14 protein-coding genes and 1 tRNA gene are annotated in these 20,069 nt (G+C 72.6%); 11 read left to right on the top strand and 4 right to left on the bottom strand.

Annotated features, from left to right (window positions below):
• Positions 1–53: 53 nt before the first annotated feature.
• The 4 genes from glgA to QQX13_RS10535 all read left to right on the top strand — a co-directional run bounded on the left by glgA (position 54) and on the right by QQX13_RS10535 (position 3,676).
• A complete protein-coding gene (gene glgA / locus QQX13_RS10550) occupies positions 54–1,256 on the top strand; it encodes a glycogen synthase (protein WP_301121604.1) in 1,203 nt (400 codons plus the stop codon).
• An 11-nt stretch (positions 1,257–1,267) separates the two neighbouring features.
• Entirely contained in the window at positions 1,268–2,053 is a 786-nt protein-coding gene (locus QQX13_RS10545) for an ABC transporter ATP-binding protein (protein ID WP_301121602.1), read from the top strand.
• Between the two features lie 95 nt (positions 2,054–2,148).
• Positions 2,149–2,589: an NfeD family protein gene (locus QQX13_RS10540; RefSeq protein WP_301121600.1), complete on the top strand. Its 441-nt coding sequence runs from the start codon at positions 2,149–2,151 to the stop codon at positions 2,587–2,589.
• A gap of 1 nt (position 2,590) precedes the next feature.
• Complete coding sequence (locus tag QQX13_RS10535) at positions 2,591–3,676, top strand: SPFH domain-containing protein (protein WP_301121598.1); 1,086 nt, start codon at positions 2,591–2,593, stop codon at positions 3,674–3,676.
• Between the two features lie 84 nt (positions 3,677–3,760).
• On the opposite strand, the gene QQX13_RS10530 is transcribed toward QQX13_RS10535, so the two are convergent.
• Positions 3,761–4,780, bottom strand: a complete 1,020-nt coding sequence (locus tag QQX13_RS10530) for a DUF2157 domain-containing protein (protein ID WP_301153374.1) — start codon at positions 4,778–4,780, stop codon at positions 3,761–3,763.
• Positions 4,781–4,885: 105 nt separating this feature from the next.
• Between QQX13_RS10530 and QQX13_RS10525 the strand changes: the two genes are divergently transcribed.
• A complete protein-coding gene (locus tag QQX13_RS10525) occupies positions 4,886–5,686 on the top strand; it encodes a TrmH family RNA methyltransferase (RefSeq protein ID WP_301153373.1) in 801 nt (266 codons plus the stop codon).
• 3 nt (positions 5,687–5,689) lie between these two features.
• On the opposite strand, the gene QQX13_RS10520 is transcribed toward QQX13_RS10525, so the two are convergent.
• Complete coding sequence (locus QQX13_RS10520; protein ID WP_301153370.1) at positions 5,690–8,404, bottom strand: alpha-amylase family glycosyl hydrolase; 2,715 nt, start codon at positions 8,402–8,404, stop codon at positions 5,690–5,692.
• A 288-nt stretch (positions 8,405–8,692) separates the two neighbouring features.
• On the opposite strand from QQX13_RS10520, the gene imuA' reads away from it, so the two are divergent.
• The 4 genes from imuA' to QQX13_RS10500 all read left to right on the top strand — a co-directional run bounded on the left by imuA' (position 8,693) and on the right by QQX13_RS10500 (position 15,107).
• Positions 8,693–9,376, top strand: a complete 684-nt coding sequence (gene imuA', locus QQX13_RS10515; RefSeq protein WP_301121585.1) for a DnaE2-dependent mutagenesis accessory factor ImuA' — start codon at positions 8,693–8,695, stop codon at positions 9,374–9,376.
• The gene (locus QQX13_RS10510) at positions 9,373–11,073 is read left to right on the top strand and encodes a DNA polymerase Y family protein (RefSeq protein ID WP_301121583.1); all 1,701 of its coding nucleotides are present in this window, start codon (positions 9,373–9,375) and stop codon (positions 11,071–11,073) included. Before imuA' ends, QQX13_RS10510 begins: the two co-directional genes overlap by 4 nt.
• Positions 11,066–14,476 (top strand): error-prone DNA polymerase, encoded by a 3,411-nt coding sequence (locus QQX13_RS10505; protein WP_301153368.1) that lies wholly within the window; start codon positions 11,066–11,068, stop codon positions 14,474–14,476. The genes QQX13_RS10510 and QQX13_RS10505 overlap by 8 nt, the downstream gene beginning before the upstream one ends.
• 484 nt (positions 14,477–14,960) lie before the next feature.
• A complete protein-coding gene (locus tag QQX13_RS10500) occupies positions 14,961–15,107 on the top strand; it encodes a GPGG-motif small membrane protein (protein WP_301153366.1) in 147 nt (48 codons plus the stop codon).
• A gap of 65 nt (positions 15,108–15,172) precedes the next feature.
• Here the strand turns inward: QQX13_RS10500 and QQX13_RS10495 are convergent, their stop codons facing one another.
• Positions 15,173–17,392: a sodium-translocating pyrophosphatase gene (locus QQX13_RS10495; protein WP_301121577.1), complete on the bottom strand. Its 2,220-nt coding sequence runs from the start codon at positions 17,390–17,392 to the stop codon at positions 15,173–15,175.
• Positions 17,393–17,416: 24 nt separating this feature from the next.
• The gene (locus tag QQX13_RS10490) at positions 17,417–18,202 is read right to left on the bottom strand and encodes a hypothetical protein (RefSeq protein WP_301121575.1); all 786 of its coding nucleotides are present in this window, start codon (positions 18,200–18,202) and stop codon (positions 17,417–17,419) included.
• Between the two features lie 193 nt (positions 18,203–18,395).
• Here QQX13_RS10490 and QQX13_RS10485 point away from each other — a divergent pair.
• Together QQX13_RS10485 and QQX13_RS10480 are read left to right on the top strand one after the other, a co-directional pair.
• Positions 18,396–18,481 (top strand) — tRNA-Leu (locus tag QQX13_RS10485).
• A gap of 160 nt (positions 18,482–18,641) precedes the next feature.
• Positions 18,642–20,048 (top strand): glycosyltransferase family 39 protein, encoded by a 1,407-nt coding sequence (locus QQX13_RS10480; RefSeq protein WP_301153365.1) that lies wholly within the window; start codon positions 18,642–18,644, stop codon positions 20,046–20,048.
• Positions 20,049–20,069 lie beyond the last annotated feature (21 nt).

Raw genomic sequence — 20,069 nt, 5'->3', positions numbered from 1 at the left:
GACGCGGCCGCGTGGGGAGGTCACGACGCAGGAAGTGCCGCTAGCGTGGGAGCATGCGCGTCGACATCCTCACCCGCGAGTACCCCCCTCACATCTACGGTGGCGCCGGAGTCCACGTCACGGAGCTCGCCGCAGTGCTCCGTGCGCACCTCGACGTCCGCGTGCGTGCCTTCGACGGTCCGCGCGACGAACCCGGAGTGACCGGGTACGACGCCCTGGGCGGCGGCGTGGGCGACGCGTCGCTCGACGTCCTCGCCCACAACCTGCCCATGGCGAAGGACTGCGCGGGGGCCGACCTGGTCCACTCGCACACCTGGTACGCGAACATGGCGGGCCATCTCGCGGCGCGCCTGCACGGCATCCCGCACGTGCTCTCGGCCCACTCGCTCGAGCCGCTGCGCCCGTGGAAGGCGGAGCAGCTGGGCGGTGGCTACCGCGTGTCCAGCTGGATCGAGAAGACGGCATACGAGGCTGCCGACGCGGTGATCGCGGTGTCCGACGGGATGCGCAAGGACGTGCTCCGGTGCTACCCCGACATCGACCCCGCCAAGGTGCAGGTGGTCCACAACGGCATCGATGTGGCGTCCTGGGCGGCCCCGTCGACCGACGAGGCGCGCGCCGCGGCCGACGCCGTGGTCGCCGAGCACGGGATCGATCCGACGCGCCCGGCGATCGTCTTCGTGGGCCGCATCACCCGTCAGAAGGGCCTGCCGTACTTCCTCAAGGCCGTCGAGCGCCTGCCCAAGGACATCCAGGTGGTGCTGTGCGCGGGCGCGCCCGACACCAAGGAGATCGCGGCGGAGGTCGCGGGCGCGGTCGAGCGGCTCCAGGCCGAGCGCGACGGGGTGATCTGGATCGAGAAGATGCTTCCGCGCCCCGAGCTGATCGCCGTGCTCGACGCGTGCACGGCGTTCGTGTGCCCCTCGGTCTACGAGCCGCTGGGCATCGTCAACCTCGAGGCCATGGCGGTGGGGCTGCCGGTGGTCGCGACCGCGACCGGCGGCATCCCCGAGGTGGTCGTGCCCGGGGAGACCGGCACGCTGGTGCCGATCGACCAGGTGCAGGACGGCACCGGGACGCCGACCGACCCGGAGGGCTTCGCGTCCGATCTGGCGGAGGCGCTCACCGCGATGGTCTCCGATGCGGCGCGAGCGAAGGTCATGGGGGAGGCCGGTCGCATCCGAGCCGCGGAGGAGTTCTCGTGGGGGGCGATCGGCGAGCGCACCCTCGACGTCTACCGCTCGATCCTTCGCTAGGCTCGGCGTCCATGAGTGAGGTGCTCGCGTTCGAGGGCGTGTCGGTGCGCCGTGGCGACAAGGACATCCTGAGCGATGTGACATGGACCGTCGCCGACGAGGACCGGTGGGTGGTGCTCGGGCCGAACGGCGCCGGCAAGACGACGCTGATGTCGATCGCCGCCGGCCGGCTGCACCCGACGGGCGGCACCGTCGACGTGCTGGGCGAGCGCCTGGGACGCACGGACCTGCGGGAGCTCCACGTGCGCGTGGGCCTGTCCTCGGTCGCCCTGGCGGATCACATCCCCGCGCGCGAGACCGTCAAGAACGTGGTGATGACGGCGTCGCAGGGCACCATGGGCCGCTGGAACGAGGACTACGAGTCGCTCGACGAGGACCGCGCCGACGCCCTCCTGTGGGCGTTCGGCATGGCCGGCTTCGCGGACCGGGAGTTCGGCACGCTGAGCGAGGGCGAGCGCAAGCGCACGCAGGTGGCGCGGGCGCTCATGGCGGACCCGGAGCTGCTGCTGCTCGACGAGCCCGCCGCGGGTCTCGACCTCGGCGGACGTGAGGAGCTGCTGCTCGCGCTCACCGAGCTCGCGGGGGATCGGCGGTCGCCCGCGATCGTCATGGTCACCCACCACGTCGAGGAGATCCCGGTGGGGTTCACGCACGCGCTGCTGCTGCGTGACGGCGGCGTCGTCGCCGCCGGACCGATCGACCGGACCCTCACGGCGCAGGCCCTGTCGGACACGTTCGGCATGCCCATCGCGCTCGCCGTCGACGGCGGCCGCTACTCGGCGCGTCGCGCCTCGTAATCCCCGATTCCACCCGGGGGATGAGGGGTATCGTCCCGAGGGACGATGCCGGGGTCGGGGCGCGCTGATAGCGTGCTGGTGAAAGGGGGAACACCATGCAGTTCCTGTACTGGTTCATCGGCGCGATGGTGCTCGGTGCGGTCGAGATCTTCACCCTCGACCTGACGTTCGCGATGCTCGCCGGCGGTGCGATCGCCGGAGGCGTGGTCGCCCTCCTGGGCGGCCCGTGGTGGCTCGCGATGTTCGTCGCGATCGGGGTCTCGGCGCTGCTGCTGTTCGGCCTGCGCCCGTTCCTCCTGCGCAGCCTGCGCCTCAAGGGCGAGGCCGAGCCGCAGACCAATGCGAAGGCGCTCGTGGGGCGCGCCGCGCGGACCATCGACTCCGTCTCCGAGTCGGGTGGACGCGTGAAGCTCAACGGTGAGGTGTGGTCCGCGCGCACCGAGGAGGACGCCCCGTCCATCCCCGAGGGGGCCGAGGTGCGCGTGGTCAGGATCGAGGGCGCGACGGCGATCGTCGAGCCGGAAAGTGAGGCATGACATGGAGTTCGACATCGTTCAGGTGGTGCTGATCGTCGCGTTGGTCGTCTTCGCGATCTTCGTCATCACGGCGATCGCACGGTCGATCGTGGTGGTCCAGCAGACGCAGGCGTACCTGGTCGAGCGGCTCGGCCGGTACCACGCGACCATGGACGCGGGCCTGCACCTGCTGGTCCCGTTCATCGACAAGGTGCGCGCGAAGGTGGACCTGCGTGAGCTGGTGTACTCGTTCCCGCCGCAGTCGGTGATCACCTCCGACAACCTGGTGGTCGACATCGACACCGTCATCTACTTCCAGGTCACCGACCCGAAGTCGGCGGTGTACGAGATCGCGAACTACATCACCGGTGTCGAGCAGCTCACCACGACCACGCTGCGCAACATCGTCGGCACCATGGACCTCGAGCAGACCCTCACGAGCCGCGACCAGATCAACGGTCAGCTCCGCGGCGTCCTCGACGAGGCGACCGGCAAGTGGGGGATCCGCGTCAACCGCGTGGAGCTCAAGTCGATCGAGCCACCGCTGTCGATCAAGGACTCGATGGAGAAGCAGATGCGCGCCGAGCGTGATCGCCGCGCCGCGATCCTGACCGCGGAGGGCGTCAAGCAGTCCGCCATCCTGACCGCGGAGGGCGAGAAGCAGTCCGCGATCCTGACGGCCGAGGGCGAGGCCCAGTCCCGCATCCTGAAGGCCGAGGGTGAGGCGCGCGCGATCCTGCAGGTGTTCGACGCGATCCACGAGGGCGACGCCGACAGCAAGCTGCTGTCCTACCAGTACCTGCAGATGCTGCCCGAGGTGGCCAAGGCGAACAACAACCAGATGTGGTTCGTCCCCACGGAGTTCACGGGCGCGCTCAAGGCGGTGGCGGCGGGGTTCGGCCTCACGGACGAGGCGGAGCCGCTGGAGCGGGACCCCGAGAAGGCCAAGACGCGCGCGTCGCGCATCACGTCGGCCCTCGCCGACCCCCGCGCGGCGCTCGAGGAGGCGCGTCGTCAGGCCGAGGGCTTCGCGGCCGAGGCCGACCAGGCCGGCTCCGGCTCCGGCCGTCCGTTCAACCCGGACGCGGAGAAGGGCCAGCAGCCCTGACCCACCCGACAGGCCCCTCAGGAGCGATCCTGGGGGGCCTGCGGCGCGTCCGGGCGCCGATGTGACGGCATCGGCGCGGCGCGCCTATGCGTGGCCGGCGAGGGGGCGCCCCCGGCCACGCACCATCCGGATGGCCACCGCGACCAGCGCGACGCCGGTGACCAGCACGCCGCCCCACACCGCGAGGGTGTCGCCCCAGAGGCGCGAGATGAGCATCGGGATGCCCTGCATCACGCCGATCGCTCCGGGGATGATGAGCAGCACCAGCGGCCGCCTGAGCGCCGCGACCGCGACCATCCCGACTGCGAGCGCCACCTGCAGCGCCAGCATCCAGGTGCCCGTGCCGTCGTCGAACGCGGCGTTCTGCAGGCCTTGCGTCGCGAGCAGGCCGCCGCCGATCAGCGCGACCCCGGCCGGAGCCAGCCGACCGACCATGGCGAGCCCGACCCATGCGAGGCCCAGCGCGGTCCACGCCAGGGCGAGCGGAACCGACGACCGGCCGTCGCTGGGGGCGAGCACCACGGCGAGCAGCGCCGCGAGCGTGCCCAGCGCGGCGAGCTGCGCGAGCGCCTTGCGCCGCCAGGCGTAGATCCCTCCTGCCACGACCGTCATGGCTCCGGTGATCGCGATCAGTCCCGGCCGCTCCTCCAGGCCGATCGCCTGGTCGGCGATCACCCAGGTCAGCCAGCCGGTCAGCCCGACGGTCGCGAGCAGCAGCACGGAGGCGAGCCGCTGCGCGGGGCCGGCGGCCGACCGCGCCGCGAGCGCTCCGGCCACCGCGACGAGCGCGGTGAGCGGCGCGACGATCCCGATCCGGCCGACCGTGGGGATGTCGCCCCAGGTCCTGCCCAGCAGGAACGAGACGGCGACGATGATCAGCACGGCCCCGAGGTAGCCGACGATCTCCCCGACGAGCGCGAGCGGGCGCGCCTGCTCCGGTGCGGCGGGGACGTCGACCGGCACCGGCGAGGCGGCCTCCTGCGTCGGTGCGGGACCGGGGGGCGCCAGGTGATCATGCTCGTAGCGGTGGAGCTCGGCCGCGGTTCCCGGGCTCACGAGCCCGGCCTCGACCCACTCGTCGATCCGCACATCGATGCCGTTCATGGTCGCCTCCCTTCGGCGACGCGACGGACCCCGTCGGTACTTCCAGGCTACGCCCGTGCGGCACGTGGCACCCGGTGCTCGATGCGCGGCTGGGATGATGGCCGCATGCCCGTGATCACCGTCACCGACCCCGCGGATCCCCGCCTCGCCGACTACCGCGACCTCACCGACGTGGCGCTGCGCCGCGCGCTCGAGCCCGCGCGCGGGCTGTACATGGCCGAGGGGGCCAAGGTGATCTCTCGGGCCGTGGCGGCGGGGCATCGTCCCCGGTCGGTCCTGGTCAGCGAGCGATGGCTCGACTCCGTCGCCTCGAGCGTGGACGGCGACGTGCCGGTCTATCTCGCGCCCGCGACGCTCCTCGAGGCCGTCACGGGCTACCAGGTGCACCGGGGGGCGTTGGCCTCGATGGAGCGACCGGCGCTGCCCGCCCTCGCGGACCTCGCGCGGGACGCTCGGCGGATCGTGGTCCTCGAGGGGATCGTCGACCACACCAACGTGGGGGCGATCTTCCGCTCCGCCGCGGGTGTCGGAGCCGACGCCGTGATCGTGTCGCCCACGTGCGCCGATCCCCTGTACCGCCGGTCGGTCAAGGTGTCGATGGGTACCGTCTTCCAGGTCCCCTGGACCCGCGCCGAGTCCTGGCCCGGGTCTCTCGACGTGCTGCGCGAGCTCGGCTTCCAGGTCGCGGGCCTGGCGCTCAGGGACGATGCGGTGCCGCTGGACGAGTTCGCGGCGCGCGCCGGTGAGCGGGTCGCGATCGTGATGGGGACCGAGGGCGACGGGCTGACACGGGAGGCCCTCGCGCACGTGGACCACGCCGTGGTGATCCCCATGCACGGGGGAGTGGACTCGCTCAACGTCGCCGCCGCCTCGGCGGTGGCCATGTGGGAGCTGCGCGTCCGCTGACGGCTACCCGACCTCCGCCGTGGTGAGGTGCGTGATCGGGTCGTAGGTGAACATCACGGTCGCGGGCGCGTCGAGCTCCAGCACCATGTTCGGGCCGTCGCCGACGCCGCCGTCGCCGTAGTTCTCGTCCCACGCGCCGTCGATCGCGACCTTGTACTCGTGGCGGCCCGCAGGCAGGTCCACCGTGATGCGCCAGGTGGAGGCGGCCTCGTCGAACGTCATGACCGCGGCCTCGCAGTCGGGCTGCCACCACTCGGCGCAGCCCATCAGCTCGTTGAAGCTCCCGGGCAGCGACGGTGTGCCCGCGCCGGCGGAGCCCGCCGCCTTGAGGGCGAGCGTCGAGGACTCGACCGTCGCGGCGCCCTGCGTCGCCCGCGCGCGGTACAGCACGTCGGCGCCGGCCTCCACCGCCGCCAGGTCGTCCACCACGCCGTACACGGGAGCCGTGGTGTCGGTGCCCACCTCGGTCCACCCGCCGGAGCCGACCTTGCGCTCGATCACCACGGAGGTGTCCGCGCGGGCCGGGGCGACGGTGGCGCTGATCAGCGGGTCCACCCCGACGGAGTCTCCAGCCGCGAGGTCGAGCGTCACCGTCGGGTCGGGCACGGTCTGCACGACCGTGGCGCTGCGCGACTCGTGCCCGAGCCCGTCGGACGCCACCGCGACGTACTCGACCTCCTCGCCCGGCGCGAGGTCCGAGACCACGTCCATCACCTGGTAAGGCGCCGCATCGTCCGTGCCCAGGTGCTCCCAGGACCCTCCCGCCGCACGCGCCCAGAAGGACACCTCGGCGTAGCAGTCGCAGTCGACGCTCGCGCTCGCTCCGAGCCGTCCGGGGTCGCTCTCACCGGCGGTCTCCACCGCGCCCGCCGCGAGCGTGACACCGATGTCGGAGCCCTCCACCATCGTGGAATCGGCCTGATAGACCAGCGTCCCGAACGCGGGAACCGTCACCATGACCACGCCCTCGTCGTCGGCGACCACCGCATCGTCCCCCTCGCCGACGAGGCGGGTGAAGCCGCCTCGCGTCCACGTCGGGATCTCGACGGCCCGCGGCTCGGCCGCGCTGTTGACGGCCACCACGACCTCGCGGCGCTCCTCGCGGTCGATCCGGGAGAACGCGTAGACGCCGCGGGCGTCCTCCGCGACGCGGGTGATCTGCGCGCCGGTCGTGAGCGCGGGCGTGGACGTGCGCAGCGCGGACAGCTCGGCGATCCACCGGTAGAGGGGCTGCGCGGTGTCGAGGACGGGGTCGGCGAGCGTGGCGCTCGATCCGATCAGCGTGTCGTCCAGGTACTCCGGGATGGAGGTGCCGAACAGGGGCTGGCGTGCGGCCTTGTCACCGCCCTCGCCCGTGAGGCCCTGCTCGTCGCCGTAGTAGACGATCGGGTTGCCGCGGGACAGGAGGAGCAGCGCGTGCGCGAGCTCGTCGCGCGCGAGCAGCTCGGCGGCGTCGGCCGCGGGGTTGTCCTCGAGCAGCATCGATCCGAAGCGGCCCATGTCGTGGTTGCCCAGGAAGGTCGGGAGCTGGGTCGCGCTCGAGTCCGCGTCGGTGTACCAGTCGTCGGCGGCGAAGAACGTGGCGAGGTCCGTCGCCCGGCCGCTTCCGGACGCGAACGCGCGGGCCGCGCCCTGGAACGGGAAGTCGAGCACCGCCTGCAGCCCCACCTCGGTGGTGTATCGGGAGGTGAAGGCGCGGGAGCCGTCGTAGACCTCGCCGAACACGAAGAAGTCGTCCTTGCCCTTGTCCCGGGCGGCCTCGAGCACGCCGGGGATGAAGGACTCCCAGAAGGCGTCGTCGACGTGGCGGACGGTGTCGATGCGGTAGCCGTCGATGCCCGCGTCGATCCAGTCGGCGTAGATCGCGGTCATGCCGTCGACCACCTGGGGATTCTCGGTCCAGAGGTCGTCGAGCCCGAAGAAGTCGCCGTACTGCGAGTCCTCGCCGGTGAAGGTGGTGTTGCCGCGGTTGTGATACATCGTGACGTCGTTGAGCCAGGCCGGGGACTTGGCCTCCTCCTCGCCCGCGGCGAGCACGGGCGCATGGGGGAAGGACGATGCGGTGACCTCCGGGAAGCCGCCGGTCGCCGCCGCCGCGGTGTCGTCGAACGCCTCGCCGTCCGCATCGACGTACGGCTGCGCGTCCTTCGCGACGTAGGGGAGGCGGTCGCCGCCCTCGTATCCGATCACGTCCGCGGTGTGGTTGGTGATGATGTCGAGGAAGACCTTCATGCCGCGCTCGTGCGCGGCGTCGACCAGGCTGTCGAGGGCCTCGTCCCCGCCCAGGTGCGGGTCGACCGAGGTGAAGTCGGTGATCCAGTAGCCGTGGTAGCCGGCGGAGGAGTCCTCGGGCTGGACCGCCTTGTTGGTGAGCACCGGTGAGATCCACACGCCGGTGACGCCGAGGCCCTGGAGGTAGTCGAGCTGCTGCTCGACCCCCGCGAGGTCGCCTCCCTGGTAGAAGCCCGCGTCGGTCGGGTCGAAGCCGCTCACCAGCGGGTCGTCGCCCAGGCCGCCGGTGTTGTTCCCGGGGTCGCCGTCCGCGAAGCGGTCGGCCATGAGGAAGTAGAGCACCTGGTCGGACGACGCGGCGCGCGCCGGGGCGACCGCGTGCGGGCTCTCGCCGCGGGTGGCGAGGTGGACGGCGACGGCGGCGCCGGCGAGCAGGAGCGCGGCGGCGGCGCCGCCGATCCAACGGGTGCGGGTGGACATCGTCATCGATGCATCCTCCTGGTCGGGGCGGTGGCCCGCGGGAACGTCGGGGTGGCGACGGTGCGCGGTGCCCGTCGCCCGGCGGGGACGGGGTGCGCGCATGCAAGCGCTTGCACCATTGCCATGAAGAGTCATCTTAGGCCCTTTTTCGCGCGCCGCGCGCCGGGGCTCCGGCGCGGAACGAGGCACCTTGCCGATGTCGGAGGTCGGGTTCATAATCGACCATACGTTCGAACAGGTGTTCGAATCGACCTCCGCTCGCGGGGGCGTTCGGAGGGGCCGGGAGGTGACGGCATGGAGACGGCGGAGGACAGGCTCGCCCGCGCACGCGCCGCGCTCGAGGGCGTGCAGCGGCGGGTCGGCACCACCCGGGATCGCTGGAGCGCGCCCACGCTGCCGCTGGCCGCCGTGCTCGATCAGCTGCTTCCCGAGGGGCTCAGGCGGGGCCGGGTGGTGGCGGTCGAAGGGTCCACGGCGCTGCTCCTGTCGCTGGTCGCGGCGGCCTCCGCGGCCGGATCCTGGACGGCGGTGGTGGGGATGCCCTCGCTCGGCGTGGTGGCGGCCGCCCGGCGCGGTCTCGACCTGGACCGGCTGGCGTCGGTGCCGCATCCGGGCGCGCAGGCGCCGGCGGTCGCGGGCGCCTGCGTCGACGGCATGGACGTCGTGGTGCTGGGGCCACGGCTCGCGCTGTCGGACGCGGACCGGCGCCGGCTCGCCTCCCGGGCGCGGGAGCGGGGCGCGGTCATCCTCTCCGCCGGACCCTGGCCGGGCGCTCATGTCTCCCTGGCCGTGACCGGCTCGCGCTGGCACGGGCTCGGCGCGGGTGACGGGCGGCTGCGCGGCCGTGACCTCATGGTCGAGGTGCGGGGACGTCAGTCGGGCGGCACCCGTCTGGTGACGCTGCCCTTCGACGCGGATGCGCCGGCGCGGCGCCCCGCCCAGATGCCGGCCGTCCAGGTCCTCGGCGGTGCCGCATGAGCCCGGTGCCGGTGGTGAGGCGCGCGGTCCTGTGGGTGCCGGACTGGCCGGTGGTCGCGGCCATGACCGAGGCGGGGCTGGGGGCGGATGTCCCCGCGGCGGTGCTGCACGGCCGCGGACTGGTCGCGGTGTCCGCGGCCGCGCGCGCGGCCGGGGTGAGGCGGGGGAGCACCCGCCGGCTCGCCCAGCGGGCCTGCCCCGACCTGGTGCTGCTGCCGCACGACGAGGGGCGCGACTCCCGTCAGTTCGAGGCGGTCGCCGCCGCCGCCGAGCAGGCCGTCTCCGGGGTGGAGATCTCCCGTCCCGGCCTGCTGATGATCCCCGCGGACGGCGCGGCGCGCTTCCACGGCTCCGAGGAGGCGCTGGCCGAGGCGCTGGTGACCTCGGTGGCGGAGCAGGCCGGGATCGAGAGCTCCGTCGGGATGGCGGACGGGCTGCTGGCCGCCGTGCTGGCCGCGCGGGGGTCGGCGCTGGTGCCGCCGGGCGGGTCTCCGGGCTTCCTGGCTCCGGCGTCGGTCGAGTCGATCGCGCTGGCGGCCATGGAGAAGGCGCAGCGGGAGGAGGCGGAGCGGCTGGCGAGCGTGCTGGTGAGGCTCGGCATCGTCACCCTGGGCGACCTGGCGTCGCTGCCGTTCGCCGACATCCTCGCGAGGTTCGGCCCGGTGGGGGCGTGGGCGCATCGTCTCGCCTCGGGCCAGGACCTGGCGCCGCCGGTGCTGCGTCGCAGCGAGGAGGACATCGCGGTCGAGCGGGTGTTCGAGGACCCGGTCGAGCGCATCGATCACCTGGTGCCTGTCGCCGCCGAGCTCGCCGACGGCCTGGACCGTGCGCTGCTCGACGCGGGTGTGCGCTGCGGTCGCGTGCGCATCACCGCGCGCACCGAGAAGGGGCACGACCTGGCCCGGGTGTGGCGGACCGATGTGGGCGCGCGGGCCGGGGCCTTCGCGCGCCACATGACGGATCGGGTGCGGTGGCAGCTCGAGGGCTGGCTGTCGGGCACCTCGGGGACGGCCGGCAGGGAAGGGGCGCCCGAACCCGCGCCGCTGGTCGCGCTGGGGCTGGTGGCCGAGGACGTGGTGCCGCTCGGCTCCGAGCAGTCCTATCTGTGGGGTGGGACCTCGGGCGCGGACGCCCGCGCCCACCGCGCCCTCGAACGCGTCCAGGGGCTCCTGGGGCTCGAGGGCGTGCTCGCGGTCGCCGAGCAGGGCGGGCGCTCTCCCCGCGACAGGGCGCATCTCGCGCCCTGGGGCCAGGAGGCGCCCCCCGCCCGTGCGATCGCCCATCCCTGGCCGGGACGGATCCCCGACCCTCCGCCGGCGACGGTGCCCCCCGTGCCCCGACCCGCGCTGGTGCTGGACGCCGGAGGCGGGGCCGTCACCATCAGCAGGCGGCTGGCGGTCAGCGCGCCACCCACCTGGGTGCGGCTCGAGGCGGACCCTGCGGACGAGCGCGCGCGGGCCGCCAACCGCCATCCCTCCTCCGGGCACGTCGGGAGGATCGAGGGCCCGGTATGGGACCGGCCGCGGCCGGTCGAGTCCTGGGCCGGCCCATGGCCGGTCGCGGAGCGGTGGTGGTCGGAGGACGCCTCGCGGCGTGCCTACGTCCAGGTCGCGCTGCGCGACACCGAGGAGTCGCAGCTCGCGGTGCTGCTCGCCTACACCTCCGGTCGATGGGAGCTCGAGGCCGTCTATGACTGAGATCGCCGACTACGCCGAGCTTCACGCCCACAGCGCCTTCAGCTTCCTCGACGGTGCCAGCCAGCCCGAGGAGATGGCGGCGGAGGCCGGCCGGCTGGGGCTGAGCGCGCTCGCGCTCACCGATCACGACGGCCTCTACGGCGCCGTCCGCTTCGCCGGCGCGGCCCGCTCGATCGGGCTGCCCACGGTGTTCGGGGCGGAGCTCAGCCTCGCGGTCGGCGGCGTCGGCGGCAGGCCCGTGCTCGACCCGCCCACCGGGGTCCCCGACCCGCGGGCGAGCCATCTGGTGGTGCTCGCCCGCGGGGCCGAGGGCTACGCGCGCCTCAGCCACGCCATCGGCATGGCCCACCTCGCGACGGGGGAGAAGGGCAAGGCTCGCTACACGCTCGAGTCCCTCGCGGAGGCGGGCGACGGGAGGCTGCTGGTGCTCACCGGCTGCCGCAAGGGGGCGGTACGGGCGGCGCTCACCGGGCAGGCCGGGGTGGCGCTCGGGGGAGGCTCCCGCGGTGTCGGCACCCACGTGCTGTCCGGGGGCGTCACGCCGGCCGGCCACGCCGCCGCGCGGACCGAGCTGGACCGGCTGGTCGCGCTGTTCGGCCGGGACAACGTCGCCGTCGAGATCACCGACGCCGGCCACCCTCACGACTCGGAGGTCAACGACGCGCTCGCCGACCTCGCCTTCGACCTGTCGCTGCCGCTCGTCGCCACCACCAACGCCCACTACGCGACGCCGCGCGACGCCGACCTGGCCGGGGCGCTGGCCGCGGTGCGCGCCCGGTCCTCCCTGGACCAGATGGACGGCTGGCTCCCCGGCTCGCCGGGCCAGCATCTGCGCAGCGCCGGGGAGATGCTGTTCCGGCATCGGCGCCATCCCCAGGCCGTCCTCAACGCCGCCCACCTCGCGGCGGAGTCCGCCTTCGACCTCGACCTGGTGGCCCCGAACCTGCCGCCGTATCCGGTGCCGCCCGGCCACACCGAGGCCACGTGGCTGCGCGAGCTCACGTATCGCGGCGCGCGGGAGCGCTACGGGCCGCCCGACCGGGAGCGGGTCGCGGGCGCGTGGGCGCAGATCGAGCACGAGCTCGCCGTGATCGAGGCGCTCGACTTCCCCGGCTACTTCCTGATCGTCCACGACATCGTCGCGTTCTGCCGCCGGCAGGACATCCTGTGCCAGGGACGCGGGTCGGCCGCCAACAGCGCGGTCTGCTTCGCGCTCGGCGTCACCGCGGTCGATGCCGTCACCCACGGCCTCCTGTTCGAGCGCTTCCTCGCGCCCGAGCGCGACGGCCCGCCCGACATCGACGTCGACATCGAGTCCGACCGGCGCGAGGAGGTGATCCAGCACGTCTTCTCCCGCTTCGGGCGCATCAACGCCGCCATGGTCGCCAACGTCATCCAGTACCGGCCGCGCTCCGCGGTGAGGGATGCGGCCCGGGCGCTCGGCTTCGACGTGGGCCAGCAGGACGCGTGGTCCAAGTCCATCGACCGCTGGAGCGCGCTGCGGGTGCCCCCGGAGAAGCAGGAGGAGTGGGCCGCGAAGCAGCGGGACGCGATGTGGCCCGAGCCCCCGCCCACGCAGGACCTCGAGCACATCCCGGACGACGTCCTCGACCTCGCGGACCGGCTCATGCGGCTGCCGCGGCACCTGGGGATCCACCCGGGCGGCATGGTGCTGTGCGACCGGCCCGTGATCGACGTGTGCCCCGTCGAGTGGGGCCGCATGCCCGGCCGCACCGTCCTCCAGTGGGACAAGGACGACTGTGCGGACGCCGGCCTCGTGAAGTTCGACCTGCTGGGCCTGGGCATGCTGTCCGCGCTCAAGTACGCGTTCCGCTTCATGCAGGAGATCCGGCGCGAGGATCTGGGGCTGCACTCCCTGCCGCAGGAGGACCCGGAGGTCTACGACCTGCTGTGCGCCGCGGACACGGTGGGGGTGTTCCAGGTCGAGTCGCGCGCCCAGATGGCGACCCTGCCGCGTCTGCGGCCGCGGAGGTTCTACGACATCGTCATCGAGGTCGCGCTCATCCGGCCCGGCCCCATCCAGGGCGGCTCCGTCCACCCGTACATCAACCGGGCGCGCGGGCGGGAGGAGGTCACGTTCCTCCACCCGCTGCTGGAGAGGTCGCTGGGCAAGACGCTCGGGGTGCCGCTGTTCCAGGAGCAGCTGATGCAGATGGCGATGGACGCCGCGGGCTTCGACGGCGCGCTCGCCGACCAGCTCCGGCGCGCGATGGGCTCCAAGCGCAGCCCCGAGCGGATGGAGGCGCTGCGGGCGCGATTCATGGTGGGTGCCCACGAGCGGGGCATCACCGCCGACGTCGCCCATCAGATCTTCGACAAGCTGAAGGCCTTCGCGGACTTCGGATTCCCGGAGTCGCACTCGTTCTCCTTCGCCTACCTGGTCTACGCGTCCAGCTGGCTCAAGGTGCACCGCCCCGCGGCGTTCTACGCGGGGCTGCTCGCCGCGCAGCCCATGGGCTTCTACTCGCCGCAGTCGCTCGCCGCTGACGCCCGCCGCCACGGGCAGGCGATCCTGCGCCCGTGCGTGGCCCGCTCCGAGGTGCTCGCGCGCGTCGAGCTGCTCGAGTCCCCGTTCCCGGCACCAGGGGAGACCCGGCCCGAGATGGCGTCCCTGGTGCACGTGGATCCGACCCTCGCCGTGAGGATGGGCCTCGGTGCGGTGAGGGGCCTCGGGGACGAGGCCGCAGGCGCGATCGTGGCGGCACGGGAGGAGGGCCCCTTCGCATCGCTCCACGACATGGCGCGACGCGTGCGGATCCGTCCGACGGGCGTGTCCGGCCAGGCCGGGCTCGCCCCCGAGAAGGGGCTCACCACCGCCCAGTGGGAGGCGCTCGCCACCGCGGGCGCGCTCGAGTGCTTCGGCGTCACGCGCCGCGAGGGCCTGTGGGCGTCAGGGGTGCTCGCGCTCGAGGGTCCCGACACCCTGCCCGGCGCGGTGCCGGGCGCGCAGGCGCCGACGCTGCCCGGCATGAGCGTGGTCGAGGAGGCCGTCGCCGACGTGTGGGCGTCGGGCGTCTCCGTGGAGGGCTACCCGACGGCGTTCGTGCGCGACGGTCTCGACAGGTCGGGGGTGCTGCGGGTCGCCGACGTCCTCGCGCACGAGGCGGAGCGGCGCGTCACGGTCGCCGGCGTGGTCACGCATCGGCAGCGACCCGGCACCGCGCGCGGCGTCACGTTCATCTCGCTGGAGGACGAGACGGGCTTCCTCAACGTCATCTGCTCGGTCGGGGTGTGGAAGAGGTTCCAGGCCGTCGCCCGGCGCTCCCCGGCGCTCATCATCCGCGGCCGGATCGAGCGCGCCGACGGCGCCACCAACCTGGTCGCCGAGCACCTCTCGCCGATGTCCCTCAAGGTGCCGTCGCGCAGCCGTGACTTCCGGTGAACCGGCCACAGGCGGGGGAGCGCGCGGGCGTCACCAGATGGCGCACGGTCGCGAACGCCCACACCAGCGCGGCCGTCGCCGCCAGGCTGGTGAGGCTGCCGAGCGGGTGGTGCCACCGTCGCCTCGAGCGATCCTGCTGCCACGCCTCCGTCGACCCCGAGGCGCACGCGACCACCCTGAGCACATAGACCAGCCCCGCCGACGACGAGCGTCGCGACCGCATCTCCTCCGGACGCGATCATGGCCTCCCCCTTCGAGTCGAGTCGTGCCCGGAGGGCCACCTTCCACGGTAGGTGGCGTGCCCGGTCGCGGCCGGGCCCACGGGCCCTGCGGCGCACCCCGACGACGAGGCCGCACGCGGCCCGTCGCGGCGCCGCGATGCGGACGAATGTTGGGCAGGCGGGAATACCTGGGGCGTCACGCGCGGTTGACACGTGTGCACCACCCCGGGGACCGCGAAACAACCATTCGAAGGAGACACACCATGTGGGACTTCATCCTCTGGATTGCCGCCGTGATCCTTGTCGTGTTCGGCATCGTCCGCATCTTCCAGAAGCAGCTCCTGTGGGGCATCGTGCTCATCGTCATCGGCCTCCTGATCGGTCCCGGTGGCGTGAGCCTGCTGACCTGACGGCGCCGCTCGTGCAGGCGTGACCAGAGCCCCGGCCGCCCGGCCGGGGCTCTCGCGCGTCCCGCTCAGACCAGGTGGATGGCCACCGTCACGCCGGCGACCACGATCGCCTCCATGGACATCAGCTTCACCAGGATGTTGAGTCCCGGACCCGCGGTGTCCTTGAACGGATCGCCGACGGTGTCGCCGATCACCGCGGCCCGGTGGGCCGCCGAGCCCTTGCCTCCGTGGTGCCCCTCCTCGATGTACTTCTTGGCGTTGTCCCACGCGCCGCCGGCGTTCGCCATGAACATCGACAGCGAGAACCCTGTCACGGCGGCCCCGGCGAGCAGCCCGAGCACGCCCGGCACCCCGAAGAGCACGCCGATCAGCACGGGGGCGGCGATCGCCAGGATCGAGGGCACCATCATCTCCCGCTGCGCCGCGCGGGTGGAGATCTCGACGCAGCGCGCGTAGTCCGGATCCGAGGTGCCCGCCATGATGCCGGGGATCTCGCGGAACTGGCGGCGCACCTCGTCGACCATCTGGCCGGCGGCGCGTCCCACGGCCTTCATGGTGATGCCGGAGAACACGAAGGCGAGCATCGCGCCGGTGAACATGCCGACGATCACCTTCGGGTTGACCAGCACCACCTCGAAGCGGGCCATCATCTCCATGAGGCCGAGCTCCTGGAGCGCGTCGCCGGATCCCGGCACCACCGAGGACCCGTCGGGGAAGAAGAACTCGTTGCCGCGGTCGAGCACATGCGAGATGCCGATCTTGACCTCCTCGATGTAGGAGGCCAGCAGCGCGATGCCGGTGAGCGCCGCCGACCCGATCGCGAAGCCCTTGCCGGTCGCGGCCGTGGTGTTCCCCAGCGCGTCGAGCGCGTCGGTGCGCTCGCGCACCTCGGGAGGAAGCCCGCTCATCTCGGCGTTGCCGCCGGCGTTGTCCGCGATGGGGCCGTAGGCGTCCGTCGCGAGCGTGATGCCGAGCGTCGAGAGCATGCCGACCGCCGCCATGCCGATGCCGTACAGGCCCAGGTTCATGGTGTCCGTGGTGAACTGCCAGCCCGAGCCGGCGAAGTAGGCGAGCGAGGTGCCGATGCCGACAGCGGCGACGGGCACCGCGACCGACAGCATCCCCTCGCCGAGCCCCGAGATGATGACGGTCGCCGGACCGGTCTTCGAGCTGCCCGCGATCCGCTGCGTAGGAGCGTAGCCCTGGGACGTGAAGTGCTCGGCCGCGCGTCCGATGGTGATGCCGACCAGCAGGCCGACCACCAGAGCGGTCCACACGCCCCAGAGGTTCGGCACCCCCATCAGCGACAGGACCGCGAGGGACAGCAGCGCGATCAGCACCGCCGAGCCGTTCACGCCACGCCCGAGCGACGCGAGGAGCTGCTGCGCGCTCGCACCCTCCCGGGTGCGGACGAAGAACACGCCGACGACCGACAGCAGCGTGCCGAGGGCGCCGATCACCATGGGCGCCACCACGGCCGTCAGCTGGACCTCGGCGCCCGCGCCGAAGTACGCCGCCGCTCCCAGGGCGGCGGAGGCGAGGATCACACCCACGTAGGACTCGTACAGGTCGGCGCCCATGCCTGCGACGTCGCCGACGTTGTCGCCCACGTTGTCCGCGATGGTCGCCGGGTTGCGAGGGTCGTCCTCGGGGATGCCCGCCTCGATCTTGCCCACCAGGTCCGCGCCCACATCGGCGGCCTTGGTGAAGATGCCGCCGCCGACGCGGGCGAACAGCGACTGCACGGCGGCGCCCATGCCGAACGTCAGCATCGTGGTGGTCACGATCACCACGTGGTGCGCGTCGTCGATCGAGTAGAAGCGGGTGAGGACGAAGAACCACACGGCGATGTCGAGCAGCCCGAGCCCGACCACCGTCAGCCCCATGACGGCGCCCGACCGGAACGCGACGCGCAGCCCGTGGTTGAGGGACTCGCGCGCGGCGTTGGCCGTGCGAGCCGAGGCGAAGGTCGCGGTACGCATCCCGATGAAGCCCGCGAGTCCGGAGAACAGGCCGCCGGTGAGGAACGCGAACGGCACCCACGGGTTCTGCATGTGCAGCACGTACGCGAGCACGCAGAAGATCGCGGTGAGCGACGCCAGGACGATCCCGACCACCTTGTACTGCTGCTTGAGGTAGGCGAGCGCGCCGGCACGCACGTGCGCGGCGATGCGGGCCATCGTCTCGGTGCCCTCCGACTCCTTCATCATCTGCGAGAAGAAGAAGTAGGCGGCGCCGAGCGCGAGCACGGATGCGAGGGGGACGAGCCAGAACCAGGCAGGCATGACGACCTTCCGTCGGTAGGGGGTCTAGTGGCCGAAGGCGGACTGGGCGGAGCGCCACCAGGCGAGATGCTCACGCTCCAGCGCGTCTCGGTCGGGCATGGGGAACGCGGTGAGCCCGGTGGAGTCGCCGACGTAGAAGGCGCGCCGGACGGTCCGGAACAGCACCTCCTGGGTCATCTGCCGCAGCACCGTCTTCGTGGGCTTCGCAGGTCCGGTGGCGAGCTCTCGCAGGCAGTCGCGCAGGTGCCCGATGTTCGGGTAGGGGAGGTCCTCGACGTCCGGGTCGGCCGAGTCCGGGTCGCCGCGCAGGGTGCCGAGCGTGAGCTCGGTGAAGGCGATGCGGGGCACGTGCACCGGCTGCGAGGTGTCCGTGATGAAGGCGGTGAAGGCGGCCGGGTCGAGGTTCGACACGACGCGCGGATTCACGGGGCAGAACTCCTGGTACATGCGCGCGCGCTGCTCGCCGTCGGGCTCGTACGGTCGAGGAAGCAGCGTCAGGGTGCGGCCGTCGTCGGTGGTGAGGTGCAGCGCGGTGAGCGCCTCCCGCGGGATGAACTCGAGCACCCGGTAGATCGACAGGTACACCGAGTTCTTCGGATGTCCGTCCGGATGCGGCGAGGTGCGCGCCTCCACGTCGGACAGGTCGAAGGCACCGGGCGGGAGCGCGCCACGATCGACCGAGAAGAACACGGCCTGGCCCCGCGCGCGCTTGGCGTTGCCGATCGCGTAGTAGAGACCGAACTCCTCGGGGGTGAGCCCCGAGGCGATGAGCGCCTCGGGGATGAGGGAGAGATACAGGTGCGTCGTCATCGTCGCGTTCCTCGTGGGCCGAGCGGGTGGGGGCTCACCTTCGACGCTAGAACCCCTCGAATAGCAGGGTTGTGGGCATTTGGTCCCGGTGGCGACGAACGACGCGGGGTGACGGGTGTGCACATCGCGAGGTTCCGGGCGTGCTACAGTTCTTCTCGCGCTGAAGCGCTCCACGGAGCGGTTCGGTCCACTCGTCCGGGTGGCGGAATTGGCAGACGCGCTAGCTTGAGGTGCTAGTGCCCTTTATCGGGCGTGGGGGTTCAAGTCCCCCCTCGGACACGGAATCGAAGGCCCCGACCTGATGGTCGGGGCCTTCGTCGTGCCCGGCGACGGCATCGTCCTCCGGCCGCGTCCCCGAGGACGGCCCGCGCCTCCGCTATACGATGCGAGCAGCGCGCACATGCGCGCGAGCCCGAGACCGTCGATGCGAGGAGGACCGGTGCCCGCGACCCGGACACGGCCGGTCCCGCTGCCGTCGACCTGGGTGTCCCGCGCCGAGGCGTGGGCTGCATCCTTCCGCGACACCCGGCGCGGACGGATGGGCGTGCTCGCGTTCTACGTGGTCGTCTCGGCGCTGATCGTCGTCCCGGTCGTGCTCGGGCCGGGGACCGCGCTGTCCCGGATCGACGAGCCGACCCACGCCGACTACGCCTGGCAGGTCGCGCACGGCCAGATCCCCTATGCGGGATCCGTGATCGCGCCCGAGATCCGCGAGCTCTGGGCGTGCGCCGGTCAGGAGCGCTACGACCTGCCCGCCTGCGGATCTGCCGCCGAGGCGTGGGAGTTCCCCTACCTGGGCCAGCAGTACAACTTCAGCCATCCACCGCTGTACTACGCCGTGGTCGGCCTGCCCGCGCGCGCGCTCGACGCCGTGCTGCCCGGCTCGGACTTCATCACCTCGGCGAGGCTGCTGGGGGTGGGATGGCTCGCCGGCGGCATGTTCGTGCTGTTCGTCGCGCTGCGTCGCTGGCGTCTCGATCCGATGGCGGCGATCGTCGCTCCGCTCCTGCTCCCTGCGTTCCCCCGGGTGCTCCACGCGGTCACCACGGTGAACCCCGACGCGGCCGCGGTGGTGATCGGCGCCGCGGCGGTGTGGCTCGCCGCGCGGATCCTCGTCGACGACCACGCCGACTGGCGCGTCGCGGCCGCGCTGGCGGGCGCCGCGGGCATGTCGAAGACCATCACCGCGATCCCGTTCATCGCGCTCGGCGCTCTCCTGGTGTTCCGCGCGGTGCGCGACCGCCGCGTCCGGGATCGCGCGTCCCGGGTGAGGGAGCTCGTGCTCGTGGGCGCCATGGCCGCGGCGATCCTGATCCCATACGGCCTCTGGCAGGCGTGGCAGGGGACGCGTGGGGACGTCGGGTGGCAGAACCCGCTCGTCGGGCTCAACACCCGCGACGTGCTCGGGCTGCCGGGATCGGAGTGGATCGAGACGGCGTTCAGCGGCCTCAACCTCGCGTCCGAGTACTACCTGCAGCCACCCCTCAACGTCGCGCTGATGATCTCGTGGACCCGGCTTCTCAACCTGCTCGTGATCGGCGCCGTGTTCGCGGTGATCGTCGCGTGCGCCAAGGAGCCCGCGCGACGGTCCCTCGGCTGGATGGTGCTCGCCGGGGCGGCCCTGTACCCGACGATCGTCCAGGCGCAGGCGTACCTGAGCACCGCGGTCCCCCAGTACTTCCCGTCCGTCACCGGTCGCTACGGTCTCGCGCTGGTCCCGGGGGTGGTCGCCTGCCTGGTGATCGCCGGCTGGAAGGCCGGGTACCGCCGCCTCATCTACGTGCTGGTCCTGGCCGGCGCCGTGGTGCTCGGGATCGTCATCTCGAACGGCATGTCCGTCTCCTGAGGCGACGATGCGCGGCGTCGC

This window comes from Demequina lignilytica, from assembly GCF_030418375.1.
GTDB lineage: Bacteria > Actinomycetota > Actinomycetes > Actinomycetales > Demequinaceae > Demequina > Demequina lignilytica.
Note: the sequence above shows the minus strand (reverse complement) of the source record. Positions and strands in the feature narration are given on the sequence as shown.